Genomic DNA, 16648 nt, shown 5'->3' with positions numbered 1-16648 from the left:
CCCCGCCGATGCCGATGCGGGAGGCGGATGGACGGCTCCGGGCAGCCCCCCGCAGCCATGATGCGGCGCTTCGACGACGTCTTCGTCCCGGACGGGGAGGAGGCACGACGCTGGGCCGAGGAGGAGCTGTCCAACCCGCGGTACGCGGACGCGAAGCCCACCTGGTTCGATCTGTTCGCGCGCGACGTGATGCGCTTCCTCGGCGACCTCTTCAGCGGGGACAACGGCGCGAACGTCGGCCCTACCGCGCTCATCGTCGTCACGGTGCTCATCGCCGCGGCCCTGGTCACCGCTCTGCTCGTCTGGGGACGCCCCCGACGGTCGCGAGCGATCCGCCGCCCCCAGGGCGACCTGCTCGGCTCCGCCGACGATCGCAGCGCCGCGCAGCTCCGCGCCGATGCCGAGCGCAGCGCACGGCAGAACGACTGGGACACGGCTGTCGTGCTGCGCTATCGGGCGATCGCCCGCAGCCTGCTCGAGCGCGATCTCATCGATCCGGCACCCGGCGCGACCGCGCAGTCGATCGCCCGGTCCGCGAGCGCGGTGTTCGCGGAGGAGGCCGAGTCCCTGCGCCGCGCCGCCGCGTCCTTCGACGATGTGCGGTACCTGCGCCATCCCGCCGCCGAAGACGACTACCGCCACCTGGCCGCGACCGACGAGCGGCTCCGCGCCCACCGCCCAGAGGCGGTGCCGGCATGACGACGACCGCCCCTCCCGACGAGGCCGTCGACACCACCGCGGAGCGGCCGAAGCGTCGCACCGCGTCCTTGTGGGGATGGCTCCTCGTCGCGGTGCTCGTGATCGCCGTGGCCCTCGCGGCTTCGCAGCTCGCCGCGACCGGTCCCGGTGCGCGGGGCGCGCTCGACCCGGAGAGCCGATCCGACACCGGCGCCCTGGCGCTCGCCGAGCTCCTCCGGGATCAGGGCGTCGAGGTCGAGGTCGTCCGCTCCCGGGCGGCAGCCGCGGCCGCCCTCGACGAGGACAGCACGCTCGCCCTGACCAACCCCTATACGCTCTCCGACGAGGCTCTGGCGGATCTGCTCGCCCCGGCCGACCGTGTGGTCTTCCTCTCCACCGGCACGCACCTCCTCTCCGAGCTGGCGATCGGCGAGAACGCCTCCGGATCGGCGGCCCCACGCCCGGCCGCGTGCGCCGTGCCCGCGTTCGCCGAGGTCGGCGACATCCGTCCCGATCGACTCTTCTCCCCCGCCGACGGCGTCACCGGCTGCTTCGCCGACGGCGATGCGGCCGCCGTGCTCGTGGACGACCGCGACGGACACCGAGCCGTCGTCGAGGGCGTCAAGCTCTTCAGCAATGCGACCCTCGCCGAGGACGGCAACGCCGCGCTCGGTCTGGCCCTGCTCGGACAGACCGCGCGCGTGGTCTGGTACGTGCCGTCCTACGAGGACACCGACATCCAGGGCGCGACCCCCGATACGCTCGGCACCCTCACCCCGGACTGGGTCACCCCGGCGATCCTGCTGCTGCTCACCGCGGGCCTGGCCGTGGCCGTGGCCCAGGGGCGACGATTCGGTCCGCTCGTCGCCGAGACCCTGCCGGTCACCGTGCGCGCCTCGGAGACGATGCACGGACGCGCCCGTCTGACGGCGAGGGCGGCCGACGCCCCGCACGCCGCCGAGGCGCTCCGAGAGGGCACCCGTCGGCGTTTGGCGCGGCGGTTGGGACTGGCCGTGCACGCGAGCGCGGACGAGGTGGCGGACGCCGCCGCCGACCGGCTGCGGATCCCGCGAGGCACGCTGCAGAGCCTGCTGGCGGGACCGCCGCCCACCGACGACGCGGCACTGGTCACCCTCGCCCGACGCCTCGACGAGCTGGAGACCGCCGTGGAGACGAGCGCGCAGACCCCACGGAGCGACGCATGAGCACCTGCCCACCCCGCATCCCTTTCCCGACCGAAGCCGAGGAGACCCCGTGACCGACGAGAACTGTCCCGCCGACGACGCCGCGCTGCGCCAGGCCATGCACCGCGTCCGCACCGAGGTCGACAAGGCGGTGGTCGGCCAGGCCGGTACGGTCACCGGCCTGCTCGTGTCACTCCTGGCCCGCGGCCACGTCCTGCTCGAGGGGGTGCCCGGAGTGGCGAAGACCCTCGTGGTGCGCTCGTTCGCGCGGGCTCTGGGTCTCGACACCAAGCGGGTCCAGTTCACCCCCGACCTGATGCCGGGCGACGTCACGGGATCCCTCGTGTACGACGCCAGGACCGGGGAGTTCGACTTCCGCGCCGGACCGGTGTTCACGCACATCCTGCTCGCGGACGAGATCAACCGCACGCCTCCCAAGACCCAGGCGGCGCTGCTGGAGGCGATGGAGGAACGCCAGGTCTCCGCGGACGGCGTCAGCCGCGCGCTGCCCGATCCCTTCCTCGTCGCGGCGACGCAGAACCCGATCGAGCACGAGGGGACGTACTCGCTGCCGGAGGCGCAGCTCGACCGCTTCCTGATGAAGCTCGTCGTGGGCATGCCGGAGCGCGACGCGGAGGTGTCCGTGCTGCGACGTCACGCCCAGGGCTTCTCCCCGCGGGAGCTCACCGGCGTCGAGGCAGTGATCGGCGCCGACGAGATCCGTGCCGCGCAGCAGGCGGCTGCGCGGGTCGACGTGACGGACGATGTCCTGGGCTACGTGGTCGACCTCGCCCGCGCGACCCGGCAGTCCCCCTCCGTCGAGCTCGGCGCCAGTCCCCGGGCCTCGACCGGCCTGCTCGCCGCGGCGAAGGCCTGGGCGTGGCTCAACGCCTCCACCGCCGTGACCCCGGACCACGTCCAGACGATGCTCGTCCCGGTGTGGCGGCATCGCCTGCAGCTCCGCCCCGACGCCCAGATGGAGGGCGTGTCCGCCGACGCCGTGCTGACGTCGGTGGTCCAGCAGACCCGGGTGCCGATCTAGGTGTTCGTCACGGGCCGCCTCGCCGTCGCCCTCGCCGTCGGCATCGTGCCGCTGGTCCTCGCGGGACTGGCGGGATACCCGCCGTACGCCGTAATGGGCGGATGGATCGGGCTCTGCGTGCTCCTCGTCGTGGTCGACCTCGTCTTCGCGGGTGACCCCCGCGCGGCGACCGTCACGCGGCGCGTCCCGGCGCGTGCGCGTCTGGGCGAGCAGATCCCGGTCAGCGTGGCGGTGGAGAACCGCGGCGCCCGACTGCTCGACGTCCTCCTCCGCGACGCCTGGCAGCCCACCGCCGGCGCGCCGGAGTCGCGACAGCATCTGCGCATTCCCCCTGGCGAGCGCCGGCGCGTGGACATCCCGCTCCGTCCGCGACGCCGCGGCGAGCTGGTCAGCGCCTTCGTCGTGCTCCGCTCCCGCGGCCCGCTGGGCCTCGCCGGCCGCCAGGCGCGGCACCCCGTCCGCGGCGCGATCCGCGTGCTGCCGGCGTTCTCCTCGCGCAAGCACCTGCCGTCGCGGCTCGCGCGTCTACGCGAGCTCGACGGGAACACGAGCATCCAGGTACGCGGCCAGGGCACGGAGTTCGACTCGCTGCGCGAGTACGTGCGCGGCGACGATGTGCGCTCGATCGACTGGCGGGCGACGGCACGCGCGGGCACCACGATGCTCCGCACCTGGCGCCCTGAGCGCGATCGGCACGTCGTCCTCATCGTCGACACCGGTCGGACGGCCGCCGCACGTGTCGGCGACGGCACGAGACTCGACGCCGCGCTGGAGGCGGCCCTGCTGCTCTCCGCGCTCGCCTCCCGCGCCGGTGATCACGTACACCTGCTCATGCACGACCGTGTCACCCGGGCGCGGGTCACCGGCGTGGACGGCACCGGGCTCCTACCCGCGCTGACCGACGCCATGGCCCCGGTGCATGCCCGCCTCGTCGACACCGACTGGCACGCGGCCTTCGCGGCGGTGCGCACCCTGACGACCCGCCCCTCCCTCATCGTCGTGCTCACCGCTCAGGACGCGGCCGAGTCCGCCCGGGGCTTCCTCGGGGCCTTCCCCGATGCCTCGCGGGCCACCACGGTGCTCGTCGGGTCGGTGACCGATGACGGCATCGCCGCGCTCGCCCGTGCCCGCGGGTCCCGCGAGGAGGTCTACCTCGCCGCCGCCGCCGAGCGCACGCTTCGCGACGCCGAGAACGTCGCGGACGCGATCCGCCGGGCGGGCGGGGAGGCCATCGCCGCCGACCCGGAGGACCTACCGCCCCGGATCGCTGACCGCTACCTCGAGCTCAAGGCGGCGGGACGGCTCTGACCGCGGTCAGCGGAGGCGTCAGCCCGCGACGAGCCGGGGCGTGCCCGACTCGTACTCCACGAGATCGCCGGTCTCTCCCCGCAGGTGCGCCCGGCGGCCCACGACGAGCATGTAGATGAGGAACACCGCGAGCGCCGCCGCCCCGATGCCGATCTTGACCGGCCAGGGCAGCGCCCAGCCGGTGACGAAGCCCTCCACGAGTCCGGAGAGGAAGAGCGCGAACACGAGTCCGAGGGCGACCGTGGCCAGCGCCCTGCCCTCCACGGCGAGCGCTTCACCACGCGTGCGGGGGCCCGGGACCACCCAGGCCCAGAACATGTGCAGGCCGGCGGCCGCGGCGACGAAGATGCACGTCATCTCCAGCATGCCGTGCGGCAGGATGTAGAGGACCATGAGGTCGGCCTTGTCGTGGATCGCCATCACCGCCCCGGACGTACCGAGGCCCAAGGCGTTCTGCACGAGCATGTAGACGGGCCAGATCCCGGTCACGCCGAACAGCACGCACTGCATCGCGATCCAGGCGTTGTTCGTCCAGACCATGCCCATGAACACCGCAGCGGGGTTCTCCGTGTAGTACCCGGTGAAGCTCTCGTCGGCATACTGCTGGAGGGCGTCGGGCGGCCCGAGGGTGGCGACGAGAGCGGGATCGCTCGCGATCCAGGCGGCGGTCCCGACGGCGACGGCCACGAAGGCGAGAGCGATGACGAGGGTCGTCCATCGCAGCCGGTACAGCGCCGCCGGCAGCTGCAGCCGGAAGAAGCGCGCCGTCTGGGTGAGGATGCTGTCCGCGGCGCCGGTGAGACGGAGCCGCGCGCGCACGAGGATCGTGGAGAGGTAGGCGCCCTGCGGCGACTCCCCGACGGAGGTCTTCAGCTCCGCGAGGTCGGCCGAGGCGGCGCGATAGCGCACGATGAGCTCGTCGACGCCGGCGCCGTCGAGACGAGCCCGGCTCAGGGCGTCCAACCGCTCCCATTCGGACCGGCGCGCATCGGCGAGGGCATCGGCATCCACCTGATTTACTGTACTCATGTCCGCGCAGATCGACGTCTCCGACGAGGTGCTCTCCGGAGAGGCGGTCGCGATCGACGTGCAGCCCGTGGGGTTCCTCCTCCGGGCGGCGGGGGCCGTGATCGACATGCTGCTGGGCTACGCCGTCTTCGTCGGATCGATCTTCCTGCGCCTCTGGCTCCTCGACATCGGCGTGCTCGACCCGGCCACGGATCGCATCGCCCTCGTGGCCTCCCTCGTCGTCAGCTTCGTCGTCCTGCCGATCACGATGGAGGTGGCCCTCAAGGGCCGCAGCCTCGGCAAGCTCGCGGTCGGCGGGCGGATCGTGCGGATGGACGGCGGCGCGGCGGGGTTCCGGCATGCGTTCATCCGCGCGCTGCTCGGGGTGCTGGAGATCTACCTCACGTTCGGTGGCCTCGCGGTCCTGGTCGGCGCCTTCACGGCGCGATCCCAGCGGTTGGGCGACCTCGTCGCCGGCACCTACAGCCAGCGCGTGCGCACACCGAAGCTGTTCGCCCCGGCTCCCGTCCTGCCTCCCGCGCTGGCGGGGTGGGCGCAGGTCGCCGACGTGGCCCGTCTCCCCGACCGCCTCGCCCGCCGCATCTCGCAGTTCCTCGTGAGCGCCCCGCGCATGCTCCCGGCGGCGCGCGAGCGCGTGGCGGCCGACCTGCTGGCCGAGGCGACACCGTACGTCTCCCCCGTGCCGGCCGCGCCGGCGGAACTCGTGCTGGTCGGCATCACCGTCCTGCGGCGGGAGCGGGAGCGGCGGGCGCTGGAGAACGCGGACCGCCGGGCCGAGAAACTCACCGGACGACGACTGGGCGTCTGACGTCGCTCGCTCCGAGGCTCTCCTCGAGCGGCGGCCTTCGGTCAGGCGCGAAGGGCCTCGTGGCGCACGACCAACCATCCCGCGGGAACCGACAGCCGATCGGCATGCGGGGCGCACAGATCGTGCGCCTGCGGGTCGTTGGCCGCGCCGAGCGGGCCGAGCGCGGCCATCTGGTCGCCGTAGTCATATGTGAGGGTGGCCACCGCCTCGCGCGCGCAGCCGACCTTCGAGCACAGTCGTCCGTCCATTACCGTCAGCGTACGGCTCCCGGCCGCGCGGGCGGCGGTGCCGCGCCGGGCGGGCACGCAGCGCCTAGACTTTCGGCATGCCCCGTCGTCGCTCCGCCTCCGTCTCCGGTGTCCGTCGCGGCGCCCGACACGGCCGGCACGGACGGCTCGGTCGCAGCGAGGTCGTGAAGCCCCCGCTCGCCCCGTTGGACGGGCGCATCGACCGCTTCGACCTCACCGTCGGCACCGCCGTCGAGTTCCTCCGCGGCACGTGGCCGGAGCTCCAGGACGTCCGCTTCGAGATCGGCGCGCTGCCCACCGCCGAGGTCGACGGCGAGGTGCCGCGCTGGCACCTGGACCGGGACCGGCGGAGGATCGTGCTCTTCCGCATCCCGATCGAGCGCCTCCTGCCGCCCGGCCACGACGACGCCACCCACCGCCGGCTGGCGATCGAGAGCGCCGTCTTCCGCGCCGCGGCCGAATACGTCGGCCGCGAGCCGTGGGACCTGGGGCACGATCACTGAGCGCGCCGCCCGCCCCGCTCAGGGGTAGACGGTGATCGAACTCTCCACCCCGGCGGGCGCGGGGACGGGCAGGACGGCCAGCGCCCCGGCTCCCGTCAGCGTCACCGCCGCGTGCACCGGCCCCGCGGGCTGGAGCAGGTAGGACCGATCGGCGCGCACCTCGACCTCGCCGGTGCCGCCTGCCGGAACGGTGATCTCCTCCACAGCGTCGCCCCCGATCGTGCGGAGGGTGACCGTGACCTCTTCGTCCGAGGGATTGGCCAGCTGCAGCTTCGGGCTCGGCCCCGCGGGAACCGCGAAGGCCACGTCGGTGTCGATCTGCGGAGCGGGTGTCACCCAGGCGAAGTCGGAGCCGGCCCCGAAGCCGTCCTGCTGCCGGACACCGGCGACGACCGGCGCGTCCGCCTCGATCTCGACGGTGTAGGTCCCGGGCTCCAGCCCGTTCAGCGACACCTGGGTCGGCTCGTCGGCGGTGAGCGGCACGGTGAACTCGTCGAGTCCGACAGCGCCGCTCGGCCCCGTCACCCGCACGTGCGCGGTGGCGTCCGCTCCGGGGGCGAGCAGGCGGAGGACGGTCATGTCGCCCTGATCGCCCTCCGCGGCGAAGGCCTGCACCCCCGGGAGGACGAGGTGCTGCTGCGGGCCGGCGACCGCCTCCTGCTGGTCCGCGCCCACGGGATCGAGCACCCGCATCAGCGCGGACTGCAGCACGGCACGTACGGGGGCGCCGACGGCGCTGACCTTGACGACGGGTACGTCGTTACCCGCTGCGACGGCTGTCAGCGGAAGGGCGGTCTGCGTGCGCGGCGGCACGATCACGGTGCGGCCGCCCCGAGCGGTCCCGTAGACGGCGAGCGTCACGGTCGCGGCGACATCGGAGGCGTTCCCGAGCAGCACGACGTCCTCAGCGCCGGTGCCGACGGACCCGCCGACCAACCAGGACTCCAGCCGCGGCACCCCGCACGGCGAGGCCGCGAGACCCGCGAGGTCGTCGGCGCCGAGCATCACGGACTCCGCTCCGGCGATCAGCGGCGCCGACCGGCCCTCCACCGCGCCGGTGAGCACGGGGACGTCGTCTCCGTCCACGAGGTCGGGGGTGGCGAGCCCGGACGGCGTCGGTTCACCCGACGTGCCTCCCGCCGTCACCTGTGGCGTGCCCGCGGCACGCATCTCCAGGGGCGCCGCCGTGTTCCGGCCGAGGGCGCGGAAATCGCCGGAGCACAGCAGGACGCTGTCCCCGGGAAGCGGCGTCACCTGCTCCTGTGCGGGCTCCTGGGTCACGGTGGGCCACGGGGCGTGCACCGCCGCGACCACCCCGACGACGCACGCTGCGGCGACCACCACGCCGGTGGCGAGGCGCGCGCTCGTGGCGACGACTCGGAATGCGCGCGTGCCGGTCATCGGTCCTCCTCCGTGGTGCGGGCGTCGTCCTGGCGTGGGGCGACAGGGGCGAGGGCCTCATCGCTGCGGGCCGGTTCGTCCTGCGGCTCCTCCACGGCGCCCACCTGGGGCTCGTCCCCTGTCTCCGGCTCGCGGTCCTCCGCGTGCCGCGGGAGCACCAGCGGCTCCTCGGGTGCTCGGCCGACGATACGGGACCGCGCCCGCGCGGCGCGCCGCGACGCACGGGTCGGGATGGACAGCAGCAGGGCGGCGAGGACGACCAGCAGCTGGACGGTCACGACGAGGCGCGCCGTGCCCTCCTCTCCGGCCGTCAGCTCGGCGGGGGCGGCAGGCTCCCCCTCCAGGCGCCAGAGCACGCCGCGGTCGGTGGACCCGGCCTGCGTGAGCCCGGCGCGCTGGTCGATCGCGGCCACGGACGCCGTTCGCAGCGACCGCGCCCGATCCCCCTCGTCCTGCACCGCCGCGAGGAGCACGTAACTGATCCCCCGGTCGAGCAGCTCCGAGGGGGCGTCGAAGTCGCGCGCGGAGATGAGGTCCACCGCGAGGGTGGAGACGTCGTCGCCCTGGGGCTCGACCGCGGTCGAGAGCATCGTCGTCTGGGCGCCCAGGGTCTCGCTGGCCCCGTGAACGACCTCGACCGCGAGCCCGCCGTCGTTCTGCGGCGTGAGGATGAGGGTCGCGACGGGCTGGTCCCCGGCCGCCTGCGCGCGCACGTACGCCGGAAGCGTCGACTCGGGACCGTTGGTCAGCGCGGATCGATCGGTGTGGAGCGCGGTGAGGGCGGGCACGGCGCAGGCGACGAGGGCGAGAGCCGCCACGCCCGTCGCGGCGACGCGGAGCCGCGGCAGCGGGAAGGCCGTGTCCAGGGTGACCGTCGCCGCGCCCACCACGCCGATCCAGGCGAGGCTCAGTCCGGTGCCCGGCCAGATCGGGACGGCGGTTCCCTGCGTGAACGCGACGCTGATGCCCACCGCGAGGAACGCGGTCCCCAGCCCGGTCAGGGTGATGACCAGGAGGGTGATGCCGGCGCGCCACCGCGGGGACACGGCGGACCCGAGGGCGAGGAGCGCGAGCGGGGCGCACAGCAGTGCCGCCCAGGTCCCGGGGACGACCGTCGCCCAGCCGGCGAGGTCGTCGGTCGGGAAGCCGGTGGCGAGAGCGAGACGCCCGGCGACATCGGCTGCGGCCTGCGGCCCGAGCCAGGTCAGCCCCGGATCCGCGAGAAGGCCGAGCGGCGTGCCGTGCGCGAGCTGCCAGAAGACCAGAGGCGCGAACAGGGCAGCCGTGGGCAGCGGCAGCCAGAGGAGGCGGCCGGCGCCGCGGAACTGGGCGGTGCCGAGCACGATCCCGAGCGCCACGACCCACAGCACGGCGAGCGCCGGCGCGAGGACCGGCGCACACGCGAGGACGGCCGCGAGGAGCAGGGACGCGCTGCCGGCGGCGCCCCACGAGCGGTGTGCGACGACGGCGGAGTGGAACAGCCACGGCAGAAGCAGATGCACGAGGACCGCGGCCGGCCGGCCGTCGACGAGCGCGGTGAGGAAGGTCGGCGCGAGAGCCCACGCGATACCGGCGAAGATGCGCAGGCCGGCACGATCGGTCACGCGTGTCGCCGCGAACCACCCGCCGAGGACGGCGAGCGGCAGCGCGAGGATCCACAGCAGGACCACCGCGAAGGAGGGCGCACCCGGCCACAACGAGCCGAGCAGGGCGACGACGGCGGCGAACGGATCGGCGGGTCCGACGACGTCGAGGCCGACCCCGCGCATCCCCCAGGCGGCGTCCCTCCACAGCGCCCCGACCGTCTCCCGCAGGGGAAGCAGGCCGCCCCCGCCCAGCGCCGGCCAGGCGAGGAGGCTGGTGAAGGAGACGATGCTCACCACGAGTGCGGCCAGGACCGCCCACGCACCGCCACCGGAGAAGAACCGCAGCTCGCTGACGGCTCCGTGCTCGCTGCCGTGCCCGTCGTCGAGCCGCCGTCGCAGCTGCGCGGGCGTGACCCGCAAGGGGGCGATACTGGCCCAGGTGGAGGAGCGGAAGGAGCGGATCCGCGCGCGGGAACGCGCCACGGCCCCGAACCGGACCATGGCGGTGAGCGCCGCGCCCCACTCCGGGAACACCGCTTCCGGCCGCTTGCCGACGAGATGGGTGAGGGAGCGCCAGAGCGCGAGGGGCAGGAAGGTCAGCCAGTGCAGGGGGACCGCAACTGTCGGGGCGTACGCGAGACGCCGATGCAGCTGCGCGAGGCGGGTGACGAAGGCACGGCGGGATCGTCCGGTCGGCAGCGCTGCCGGGCCGTCCGGTGCCGCCGAGACCCTGGCCGCCGGAGCGAGGACGACGCGACCGCCTCCGAGCCGAGCGCGCACGCCGAGATCGAGACCCTCGTCCGCGCCGGCCAGGGCGGGATCGGGGCGCAGAGCCTCGCGCACCTCGCCGCGGATGAGCATGCCGCGGATGTCGGCGCCGAGGGCCTCGTCCATCCGATCGTGCTGCCCCTGGTCCAACTCCCCCGCCGCGAGCTCCACCGCGCGACCGAACGTGGTCATGCTCACGCCCAGGGATACGATCTCGCGGTCGTTGTCGGTCGCGACGAGCTTCGGGGCGACGATCGCGGCGGACGGCGAGCGCTCCAGCATGCCGGTGAGGCGCTCCAGCGCGCGCGGGTGGGGCGCTGTGTCCTGTGCGAGGATCCAGATCGCGGAGCCGTCGAGGATGCGAGGCCGTGCCAGGTCGATGGCCTCGGCGAAGGAGGTCGAGGGCCGCGCCTCGATGATGCCCTCGACGGTGGCGGCGACCGCTCCGCTCTCCCGGGCGGTGGCGGCGTCGCCGCACATGATCAGCGTGACAGCCGCAGGGGGAAGGGTCTGGGCGCGCACGGCATCGAGCGTGCGGAGGAGCTGGGCGCGGGCGGAGGGGCCGGGGCGCGCGACGATGAGGGCATGGACTCGGGCTGGCATGACGTGGCCAGCCTATGCGCGCGGTCAGGCAGGGAAGCGCACCTGACCCGGCGCGCCCACGAAGCCGCGGGCTGACGGGAGCTCAGCTGGCTTGGCGCTTGAGCTTGCGACGCTCGCGCTCGGAGAGGCCGCCCCAGATGCCGAAGCGCTCGTCGTTGGCCAGCGCGTACTCGAGGCACTCGCCGCGCACGTCGCACGAGGTGCAGATGCGCTTGGCGTCGCGCGTGGAGCCGCCCTTCTCCGGGAAGAAGGCCTCGGGGTCGGTCTGCGAGCACAGGGCGTCGCTCTGCCACGCGAGGGCGTTGTCGTCGTCCGGGTCGGACCGGCGGACCCCGGGGACACCGAGGTTGACCGGATCGACGAACCAGTTCTCCGGCACATCGGAACGGTATCCCGTCATCTCGACCTCCAACCCTTCAAAAACCGCCCCCCTGGCGGGCCGTGCTCACCTAATTACACCCGTGTCATTCGCTCCGGTCAAGTCGCGGATCGTAAACCCTCAAGCGATTCTTGAAGGTTCATGGACGTCTCTCGGCGTGTCGCCCCCGCGCGGATCAGTGCCCGGGGGTGGCCACGAAGGCCTCCCCCGTGCCCGAGAGCGTCAGGCGGCGCTCATCGGCATCCGCGAAGGCCACCGCGCCGATCCGGAGCGCGATGTCCGCTCCCGACTCCGCGGTCACGCGGACCGCACCACGGGTGGCCAGCACCATCGTCGGGCCCTCCACCTCCACGGCGATCGGTGCGCCGTCGAGGCGCACCCGCCGGAGGGCGAAGTCCGGCACCGGCACGGAGTACGTCGTCACGGCCTCGTCGCCCGCCGGCCGCAGCACCGGCACCTCGCCCGGCGTGGTGTCCAGGATCGCGAGCAGCTCCGGCACATCGATGCGCTTGGGCGTCAGGCCGCCGCGGAGCACGTTGTCGCTGGCCGCCATGATCTCCACGCCGAGACCGGAGAGGTACGCGTGCAGCAGGCCCGCCCGCAGGAAGACGCCCTCGCCGCGACGCAGCACGAGATGGTTCATGAGCAGAGCGACCACGACCCCCGGATCTCCGGGCGAGGTCTCGGCGATGGCGGCGACGGCGCGCAGCGACGGGTGCTCCGCTCCCGCTGGTCCGTCCGCGGCACGGCGGACGGCGGCGATGACCTCGTCCACCGCGGTCTGCGCCTCTCCCCCGAGCAGCCACCCGATCGCGTCTCCGAGCGGGTCTGCCGCGCCCGAGAGCCGCTCGCGCAGGGACCGCACCCCCGGAACGTCGTCGAGGGCGTCGAGCAGACGCAGGGTGTCGGCGACCGGACGCAGACCGCTGAGCGACTCGAAGCGCTCACTGAGGGCGACGAGGAGCTCCGGCTTATGGTTGTCATCGCGGTAGTTGCGTCGCGGGTCGTCGAGCGGCAGGGCGCTCTCCCGCGCCCAGCCGGCCCTCGCCTGCTCCTTCGTCGGGTGCACCTGGATCGACAGCGGCCGCGCGGCCGCGAGCAGCTTCAGCAGGTACGGCAGCGTGCCACCGGTCACCTCGTCCAGCGTCCCTCCGCCGTCGACGTCGGCAGGGTCGCCCGGGTGGTCGCCGAACCACACCTCGGCCTCCGGCGCCCCGGACGGGATGCGCCCTTCGAGTTCGGCGAGGAGAGACGGCGACCCCCAGGCGTAGTCGCGGGGCACGTTCGTGAGGCTGCGCAGCATGCCCCCAGCGTAGAGCCCGGGGCGACGGACGGGTCGGATCCGGGTCCGTCGAGGTAGCCTGAGTCGCGATGGCCCAGTACACCAAGCACCCGGTGGCCGCCCCGCCCACCGCGCCCGAGCGCGAATCCACGGGGCACCTCCTGCTGCGCGGGTACGTCATCGCCGTCCTCTTCGTGGCGTTCGCCCACTCCGCGGTCTACAACCTGCTGGGGGAGGTCGGCGCGGCGATCGTGCTCGCGCTCTTCACCGCGGCCACGCTGGCGATCGGGATCCCGATGCTGGCCCGGAACCGTCCGCAGCCGTTCCGCTGGCGCCGGCTGCCGTGGGCGGCCCTCGGCTACGCGGCCCTGGCCCTCCTCTCCGTCGTCTGGTCGCAGTGGCGCGTGCCGACCGTGGCGACGGGCGTCCTGTTGACCGCGGTCACCGTGAACGGCCTCTTCATCGCGCACGTGCTCACGTGGCACGAGATCGTCCGCGCGCTGTCCTCCGCGTTCAAGTGGATCCTGGGGCTGTCCCTCGCCCTCGAGCTCTGGGTCTCGCTCGTCCTGCACGGCCCCCTGCTTCCGAACTTCGTCGACCTCCCGCCGGGGAAGATCGACCCGCAGTGGTACTGGGTCCGCGACAACCTCTTCGACGGAGGGCGCATCCAGGGCATCCTCGGCAACGCGAACCTGCTCGGCATCGTGTCGCTCTTCGCCCTCCTCACCTTCGGCGTGCTGTTCGCGGCGAGGTCGCGCTGGCGCACGACGCTCGCGCTGTGGATGCTGCTGGCCGCGTACTTCCTGTTCCGCACGGCGTCGGCCACCGCCCTCGTGTGTGCCGGGGCCGCCGCCGTCGTGCTCCTCGTCGCCCTGCTCATGCGGCGCGCCGCCTCACCGGGCGGGCGCACCCGGATCTACGTCGTCGCGATCGGGTCGACCGCCGTGGGCGCCCTCGTGCTCTGGCTGCTGCGCGAACCGCTGCTCGGCCTGCTCGGCCGCAGCGCGGATCTGACCGGCCGGTCGAGCACGATCTGGGAGAAGGTCCTGGAGCGCGTCGCGGAGCACCCCGTGATCGGCAACGGGTTCTCGAGCCCCTGGGTGCCCACCGACCCGGCCTTCGACGGCTGGATCGTCGACCACGGCATCACCGTCTTCCACGCCCACAACATGTGGTTGGACGTGCTGCTGCAGCTCGGCATCGTCGGCCTCGTGCTGATGGCCGTCGCGTACGGCAGCCTGCTCTGGCGCTCCTGGTTCTTCGCCGTCGACCGGCCGCGATGGGATCTCGACGCGCGGCGCCCCTATTCTCCGCTGACGCTGCTGCCCAGCCTGTTCACCGTGGTGCTGCTGGTGCAGGGGCTCACGGAGTCCACCCCGATCATGCTGTGGGGCTGGCTGCTCCTGGTGCTCCTGTCCTTCAAGCTCAAGTCGGTGCCGCTGGTCGGCGTCGGCGAACGGGACCTCGTCTTCGAGCGCGGTGCGACGCCGCGGCGGGTGCCGTGACGACGGGGCATCCCCTCGCCCGCCTCCTCGGGTCGGCCGAGATGGCCAGGGCGTTCACGCTCGCGGCGCTGCTGGCCGTGTTCGGCTCGTTCGCGATCGAGCGGATGACCTCGGCGGTCACGCTCGCCACCGTCATCACCGCGCTGTGCCTGCTCGGTGCGGCGATCCTGTGGGTGCGGCGGGAGGAGCTGTCCCCGCTGCGGATCGCGCCGTCCTCGCTCGTGGCTTTCCTGGCCTGGGCCCTCGTGAGCCTGCTGTGGACGACCGACCGCTCCGACACGATCCTGGGCTGGCTGTCGCTCTTCGGCTACGCCTTCCTCGCCATCACCATCGGGCACGTCCGCGACACGCTGCAGACCGTCCGGGCGCTGGGCGACACGTTCCGCGTGCTCCTCGGCATCTCGCTCGGGGTCGAGATCCTGTCCGGGATCCTCCTCGACCTCCCCTTCGCGTTCCTCGACATCCAGGGCAACCTCGCGGCCGGCGGACCCATCCAGGGCCTGTTCGGCAGTCGCAACATGCTCGGCTTCATCGCCGTGCTCGCCCTCATCACGTTCGTGATCGAATGGCGCACGCAGTCGGTCGACCCGCCCCTCGCCGTCGGCTCGATCGCCCTCGCCTGCGGCCTCGCGTTCCTGTCCGCGTCGCCCACCGTGCTGGTGCTCGCCGGCGCGGTCGGGGTCGTCACCGTCGCCCTCACCATCGTCCGGCACACCCCGCCGGCGCGTCGCAACGTCGTGCAGTGGACCCTGGGGATCCTCGTCGCGCTCGCCCTCACCGTGGCGTTCGCGTTGCGCCACCAGATCATCGCCCTCCTCGACGCCGGGTCGGACTTCTCCATGCGCGCGGAGCTCTGGAACATGATCCTGGACTTCGTCGCGGTCAAGCCGATCACGGGGTGGGGATGGTTCGGCGACTGGGCGCGGGGCGAGTACCCGTTCACGTTCATCAACTTCCAGCTCGATGACCGCCACCAGAGCGCGCTGAACGCGTTCTTCGACGTGCTGCTGCAGCTCGGCACCGCGGGCCTTGTGCTCTTCCTCCTGCTCGGCGGCATCGCGCTGATCCGGTCCTGGCTGGTCGCGAGCGTGCGCCGCTCGGTCGTCTACGCGTGGACGCCCATCACGCTGGTCACCCTGGCGGTCGACTCGATGTTCGAGAGCTTCACGCTCGTGGACGCCGGCTGGTTCATGCTCGTGCTGTGCGCGCTGCGGGCCGGACAGTCCCGGTCGTGGCGGGAGAACATCGACGCCGCCCATACGGGCGCCATCCCGACGCTGCGCCCGCAGGAGTGAGGCGTCGGGCTCAGCGGACCGTCGGGAGCTTCTCGGCCCAGGCCAGTGCGTCGCGCACGCCGTCGTCGACGGAGCGCTCCGCGCGCCAGCCCAGGACCTCGCGCGCGCGATCCACGATCGCGAAGGCTCCGGCCTGGTCCCCCGGGCGCCGCTCCGTCTCGACGACGGGCAGCGGGGCGCCGGTCACCCGCTCGAACGCCTGCACGAGCTCACGGACAGTGACCCCGTCGCCGGTGCCGAGGTTGATCACCCGGTAGGGCTCGGTGGGCGTGGCGACCTCGTCGAACCGCGTCACCGCGGCGACGTGCGCGAGCGCGAGGTCCCAGACGTGCACGTAGTCGCGCAGGCCCGAGCCGTCCCTGGTCGGCCAGTCCGTCCCCGTGATCGTGAAGGGCTCGCCGGCCGCCCGCGCCTGCATGATCTTCCCGAGCGCATGCGTCGGCTCGGGGTTCTGCAGGCCAGTGCGCAGCTGCGGGTCGGCGCCGATCGGATTGAAGTAGCGGAGAGCGATGGCCCGGACGTCGCCCGCGGCCGCGGCATCGGCGAGGATCTGCTCGACCATGGCCTTGGTGGTGGCGTACGGGCTGGAGGGAGCGATGCGGCCGCTCTCGTCGACCCCGTCCCCCGTCTCCCCCGCATAGATCGAGGCGGACGAGCTGAAGACGATGCGCTGGATGCCGGCATCACGGAGACGCCGGAACAGGACGATCGACCGGCCGACGTTGGTGTCGTAGTACCCGAGCGGGTCCGCCACCGACTCCGGCACGACGACACGCGCGGCGCAGTGCACGACCGCGTCGATGTCCGGATGATCGCCCAGCAGGCGGTCGAGGACCGCCGCGTCGGCGATGTCGCCCACGTACAGCTCGCGCCCCGCCCCGAAAGCGGCGAGGCCCGTGGAGAGGTCGTCCAGCAGCACGACCTCGATCCCGGCCTCCAGGCACGCGGTCGCCACGGTCGATCCGATGTAGCCGGTCCCGCCGGTGATCAGTACCTTCATCGCGGTCAGTCTAGCCACGCCGGCCGTCT

The 16648-nt window shown here is 73.3% G+C and carries 15 protein-coding genes; 8 read left to right on the top strand and 7 right to left on the bottom strand.

Features of this window, described 5'->3' with window-relative positions:
• The 4 genes from AUV07_RS03135 to AUV07_RS03120 form a co-directional block, all read left to right on the top strand.
• Nucleotides 1-699 (top strand): DUF4129 domain-containing protein (locus AUV07_RS03135; protein ID WP_231868179.1); only part of this gene is annotated, 699 nt, incomplete at its 5' end.
• Nucleotides 696-1883 (top strand): DUF4350 domain-containing protein, encoded by a 1188-nt coding sequence (locus AUV07_RS03130; RefSeq protein ID WP_062633788.1) that lies wholly within the window; start codon nucleotides 696-698, stop codon nucleotides 1881-1883. The genes AUV07_RS03135 and AUV07_RS03130, both read left to right, overlap by 4 nt.
• Before the next feature lie 97 nt (nucleotides 1884-1980).
• On the top strand, nucleotides 1981-2904 hold the full coding sequence (locus AUV07_RS03125) for an AAA family ATPase (RefSeq protein ID WP_231729611.1): 924 nt from the start codon (nucleotides 1981-1983) through the stop codon (nucleotides 2902-2904).
• Nucleotides 2905-4212, top strand: coding sequence for a DUF58 domain-containing protein (locus AUV07_RS03120; protein WP_062633783.1), 1308 nt, complete (start codon nucleotides 2905-2907; stop codon nucleotides 4210-4212).
• An 18-nt stretch (nucleotides 4213-4230) separates the two neighbouring features.
• Here the strand turns inward: AUV07_RS03120 and AUV07_RS03115 are convergent, their stop codons facing one another.
• Entirely contained in the window at nucleotides 4231-5223 is a 993-nt protein-coding gene (locus AUV07_RS03115) for a stage II sporulation protein M (protein WP_062633781.1), read from the bottom strand.
• A 16-nt stretch (nucleotides 5224-5239) separates the two neighbouring features.
• Between AUV07_RS03115 and AUV07_RS03110 the strand changes: the two genes are divergently transcribed.
• A complete protein-coding gene (locus tag AUV07_RS03110; protein WP_062633779.1) occupies nucleotides 5240-6049 on the top strand; it encodes an RDD family protein in 810 nt (269 codons plus the stop codon).
• Nucleotides 6050-6090: 41 nt separating this feature from the next.
• On the opposite strand, the gene AUV07_RS03105 is transcribed toward AUV07_RS03110, so the two are convergent.
• On the bottom strand, nucleotides 6091-6297 hold the full coding sequence (locus AUV07_RS03105; protein WP_025103036.1) for a DUF3499 family protein: 207 nt from the start codon (nucleotides 6295-6297) through the stop codon (nucleotides 6091-6093).
• 77 nt (nucleotides 6298-6374) lie between these two features.
• Between AUV07_RS03105 and AUV07_RS03100 the strand changes: the two genes are divergently transcribed.
• Nucleotides 6375-6800 carry a hypothetical protein gene (locus AUV07_RS03100; protein WP_231868178.1) on the top strand — a complete coding sequence of 142 codons (426 nt, stop codon included), beginning with the start codon at nucleotides 6375-6377 and terminating at the stop codon, nucleotides 6798-6800.
• 18 nt (nucleotides 6801-6818) lie between these two features.
• Here the strand turns inward: AUV07_RS03100 and AUV07_RS03095 are convergent, their stop codons facing one another.
• The 4 genes from AUV07_RS03095 to manA form a co-directional block, all read right to left on the bottom strand.
• Entirely contained in the window at nucleotides 6819-8201 is a 1383-nt protein-coding gene (locus AUV07_RS03095) for a DUF5719 family protein (RefSeq protein WP_062633777.1), read from the bottom strand.
• Nucleotides 8198-11158: a glycosyltransferase gene (locus tag AUV07_RS03090; protein ID WP_062633775.1), complete on the bottom strand. Its 2961-nt coding sequence runs from the start codon at nucleotides 11156-11158 to the stop codon at nucleotides 8198-8200. Before AUV07_RS03090 ends, AUV07_RS03095 begins: the two co-directional genes overlap by 4 nt.
• Nucleotides 11159-11240: 82 nt before the next feature.
• Entirely contained in the window at nucleotides 11241-11558 is a 318-nt protein-coding gene (locus tag AUV07_RS03085; RefSeq protein ID WP_062633774.1) for a WhiB family transcriptional regulator, read from the bottom strand.
• A 154-nt stretch (nucleotides 11559-11712) separates the two neighbouring features.
• Nucleotides 11713-12840 carry a mannose-6-phosphate isomerase, class I gene (gene manA, locus AUV07_RS03080; RefSeq protein ID WP_062633772.1) on the bottom strand — a complete coding sequence of 376 codons (1128 nt, stop codon included), beginning with the start codon at nucleotides 12838-12840 and terminating at the stop codon, nucleotides 11713-11715.
• Between the two features lie 68 nt (nucleotides 12841-12908).
• On the opposite strand from manA, the gene AUV07_RS03075 reads away from it, so the two are divergent.
• Together AUV07_RS03075 and AUV07_RS03070 are read left to right on the top strand one after the other, a co-directional pair.
• Nucleotides 12909-14324 (top strand): O-antigen ligase family protein, encoded by a 1416-nt coding sequence (locus AUV07_RS03075; RefSeq protein WP_062633770.1) that lies wholly within the window; start codon nucleotides 12909-12911, stop codon nucleotides 14322-14324.
• A complete protein-coding gene (locus AUV07_RS03070; RefSeq protein ID WP_062633768.1) occupies nucleotides 14321-15619 on the top strand; it encodes an O-antigen ligase family protein in 1299 nt (432 codons plus the stop codon). Before AUV07_RS03075 ends, AUV07_RS03070 begins: the two co-directional genes overlap by 4 nt.
• A 10-nt stretch (nucleotides 15620-15629) precedes the next feature.
• On the opposite strand, the gene galE is transcribed toward AUV07_RS03070, so the two are convergent.
• Nucleotides 15630-16619, bottom strand: a complete 990-nt coding sequence (gene galE, locus AUV07_RS03065) for a UDP-glucose 4-epimerase GalE (RefSeq protein WP_062633766.1) — start codon at nucleotides 16617-16619, stop codon at nucleotides 15630-15632.
• Between the last annotated feature and the right edge of the window lie 29 nt (nucleotides 16620-16648).

Source organism: Microbacterium sp. CH1 (assembly GCF_001595495.1).
Classification (GTDB): Bacteria; Actinomycetota; Actinomycetes; order Actinomycetales; family Microbacteriaceae; genus Microbacterium.
This window is presented reverse-complemented; position numbering and strand designations above follow the sequence as displayed.

What these genes read in the sequence shown, in the direction of transcription:
- AUV07_RS03100 (WP_231868178.1), top strand. Translation starts at nt 6,375, where the DNA reads ATGCCCCGTCGTCGCTCCGCCTCCGTCTCCGGTGTCCGTCGCGGCGCC.
- AUV07_RS03130 (WP_062633788.1), top strand. Translation starts at nt 696, where the DNA reads ATGACGACGACCGCCCCTCCCGACGAGGCCGTCGACACCACCGCGGAG.
- AUV07_RS03090 (WP_062633775.1), bottom strand. Translation starts at nt 11,158, where the DNA reads ATGCCAGCCCGAGTCCATGCCCTCATCGTCGCGCGCCCCGGCCCCTCC.
- AUV07_RS03110 (WP_062633779.1), top strand. Translation starts at nt 5,240, where the DNA reads ATGTCCGCGCAGATCGACGTCTCCGACGAGGTGCTCTCCGGAGAGGCG.
- AUV07_RS03125 (WP_231729611.1), top strand. Translation starts at nt 1,981, where the DNA reads ATGCACCGCGTCCGCACCGAGGTCGACAAGGCGGTGGTCGGCCAGGCC.
- AUV07_RS03105 (WP_025103036.1), bottom strand. Translation starts at nt 6,297, where the DNA reads ATGGACGGACGACTGTGCTCGAAGGTCGGCTGCGCGCGCGAGGCGGTG.
- galE (WP_062633766.1), bottom strand. Translation starts at nt 16,619, where the DNA reads ATGAAGGTACTGATCACCGGCGGGACCGGCTACATCGGATCGACCGTG.
- AUV07_RS03085 (WP_062633774.1), bottom strand. Translation starts at nt 11,558, where the DNA reads ATGACGGGATACCGTTCCGATGTGCCGGAGAACTGGTTCGTCGATCCG.
- AUV07_RS03075 (WP_062633770.1), top strand. Translation starts at nt 12,909, where the DNA reads ATGGCCCAGTACACCAAGCACCCGGTGGCCGCCCCGCCCACCGCGCCC.
- manA (WP_062633772.1), bottom strand. Translation starts at nt 12,840, where the DNA reads ATGCTGCGCAGCCTCACGAACGTGCCCCGCGACTACGCCTGGGGGTCG.
- AUV07_RS03095 (WP_062633777.1), bottom strand. Translation starts at nt 8,201, where the DNA reads ATGACCGGCACGCGCGCATTCCGAGTCGTCGCCACGAGCGCGCGCCTC.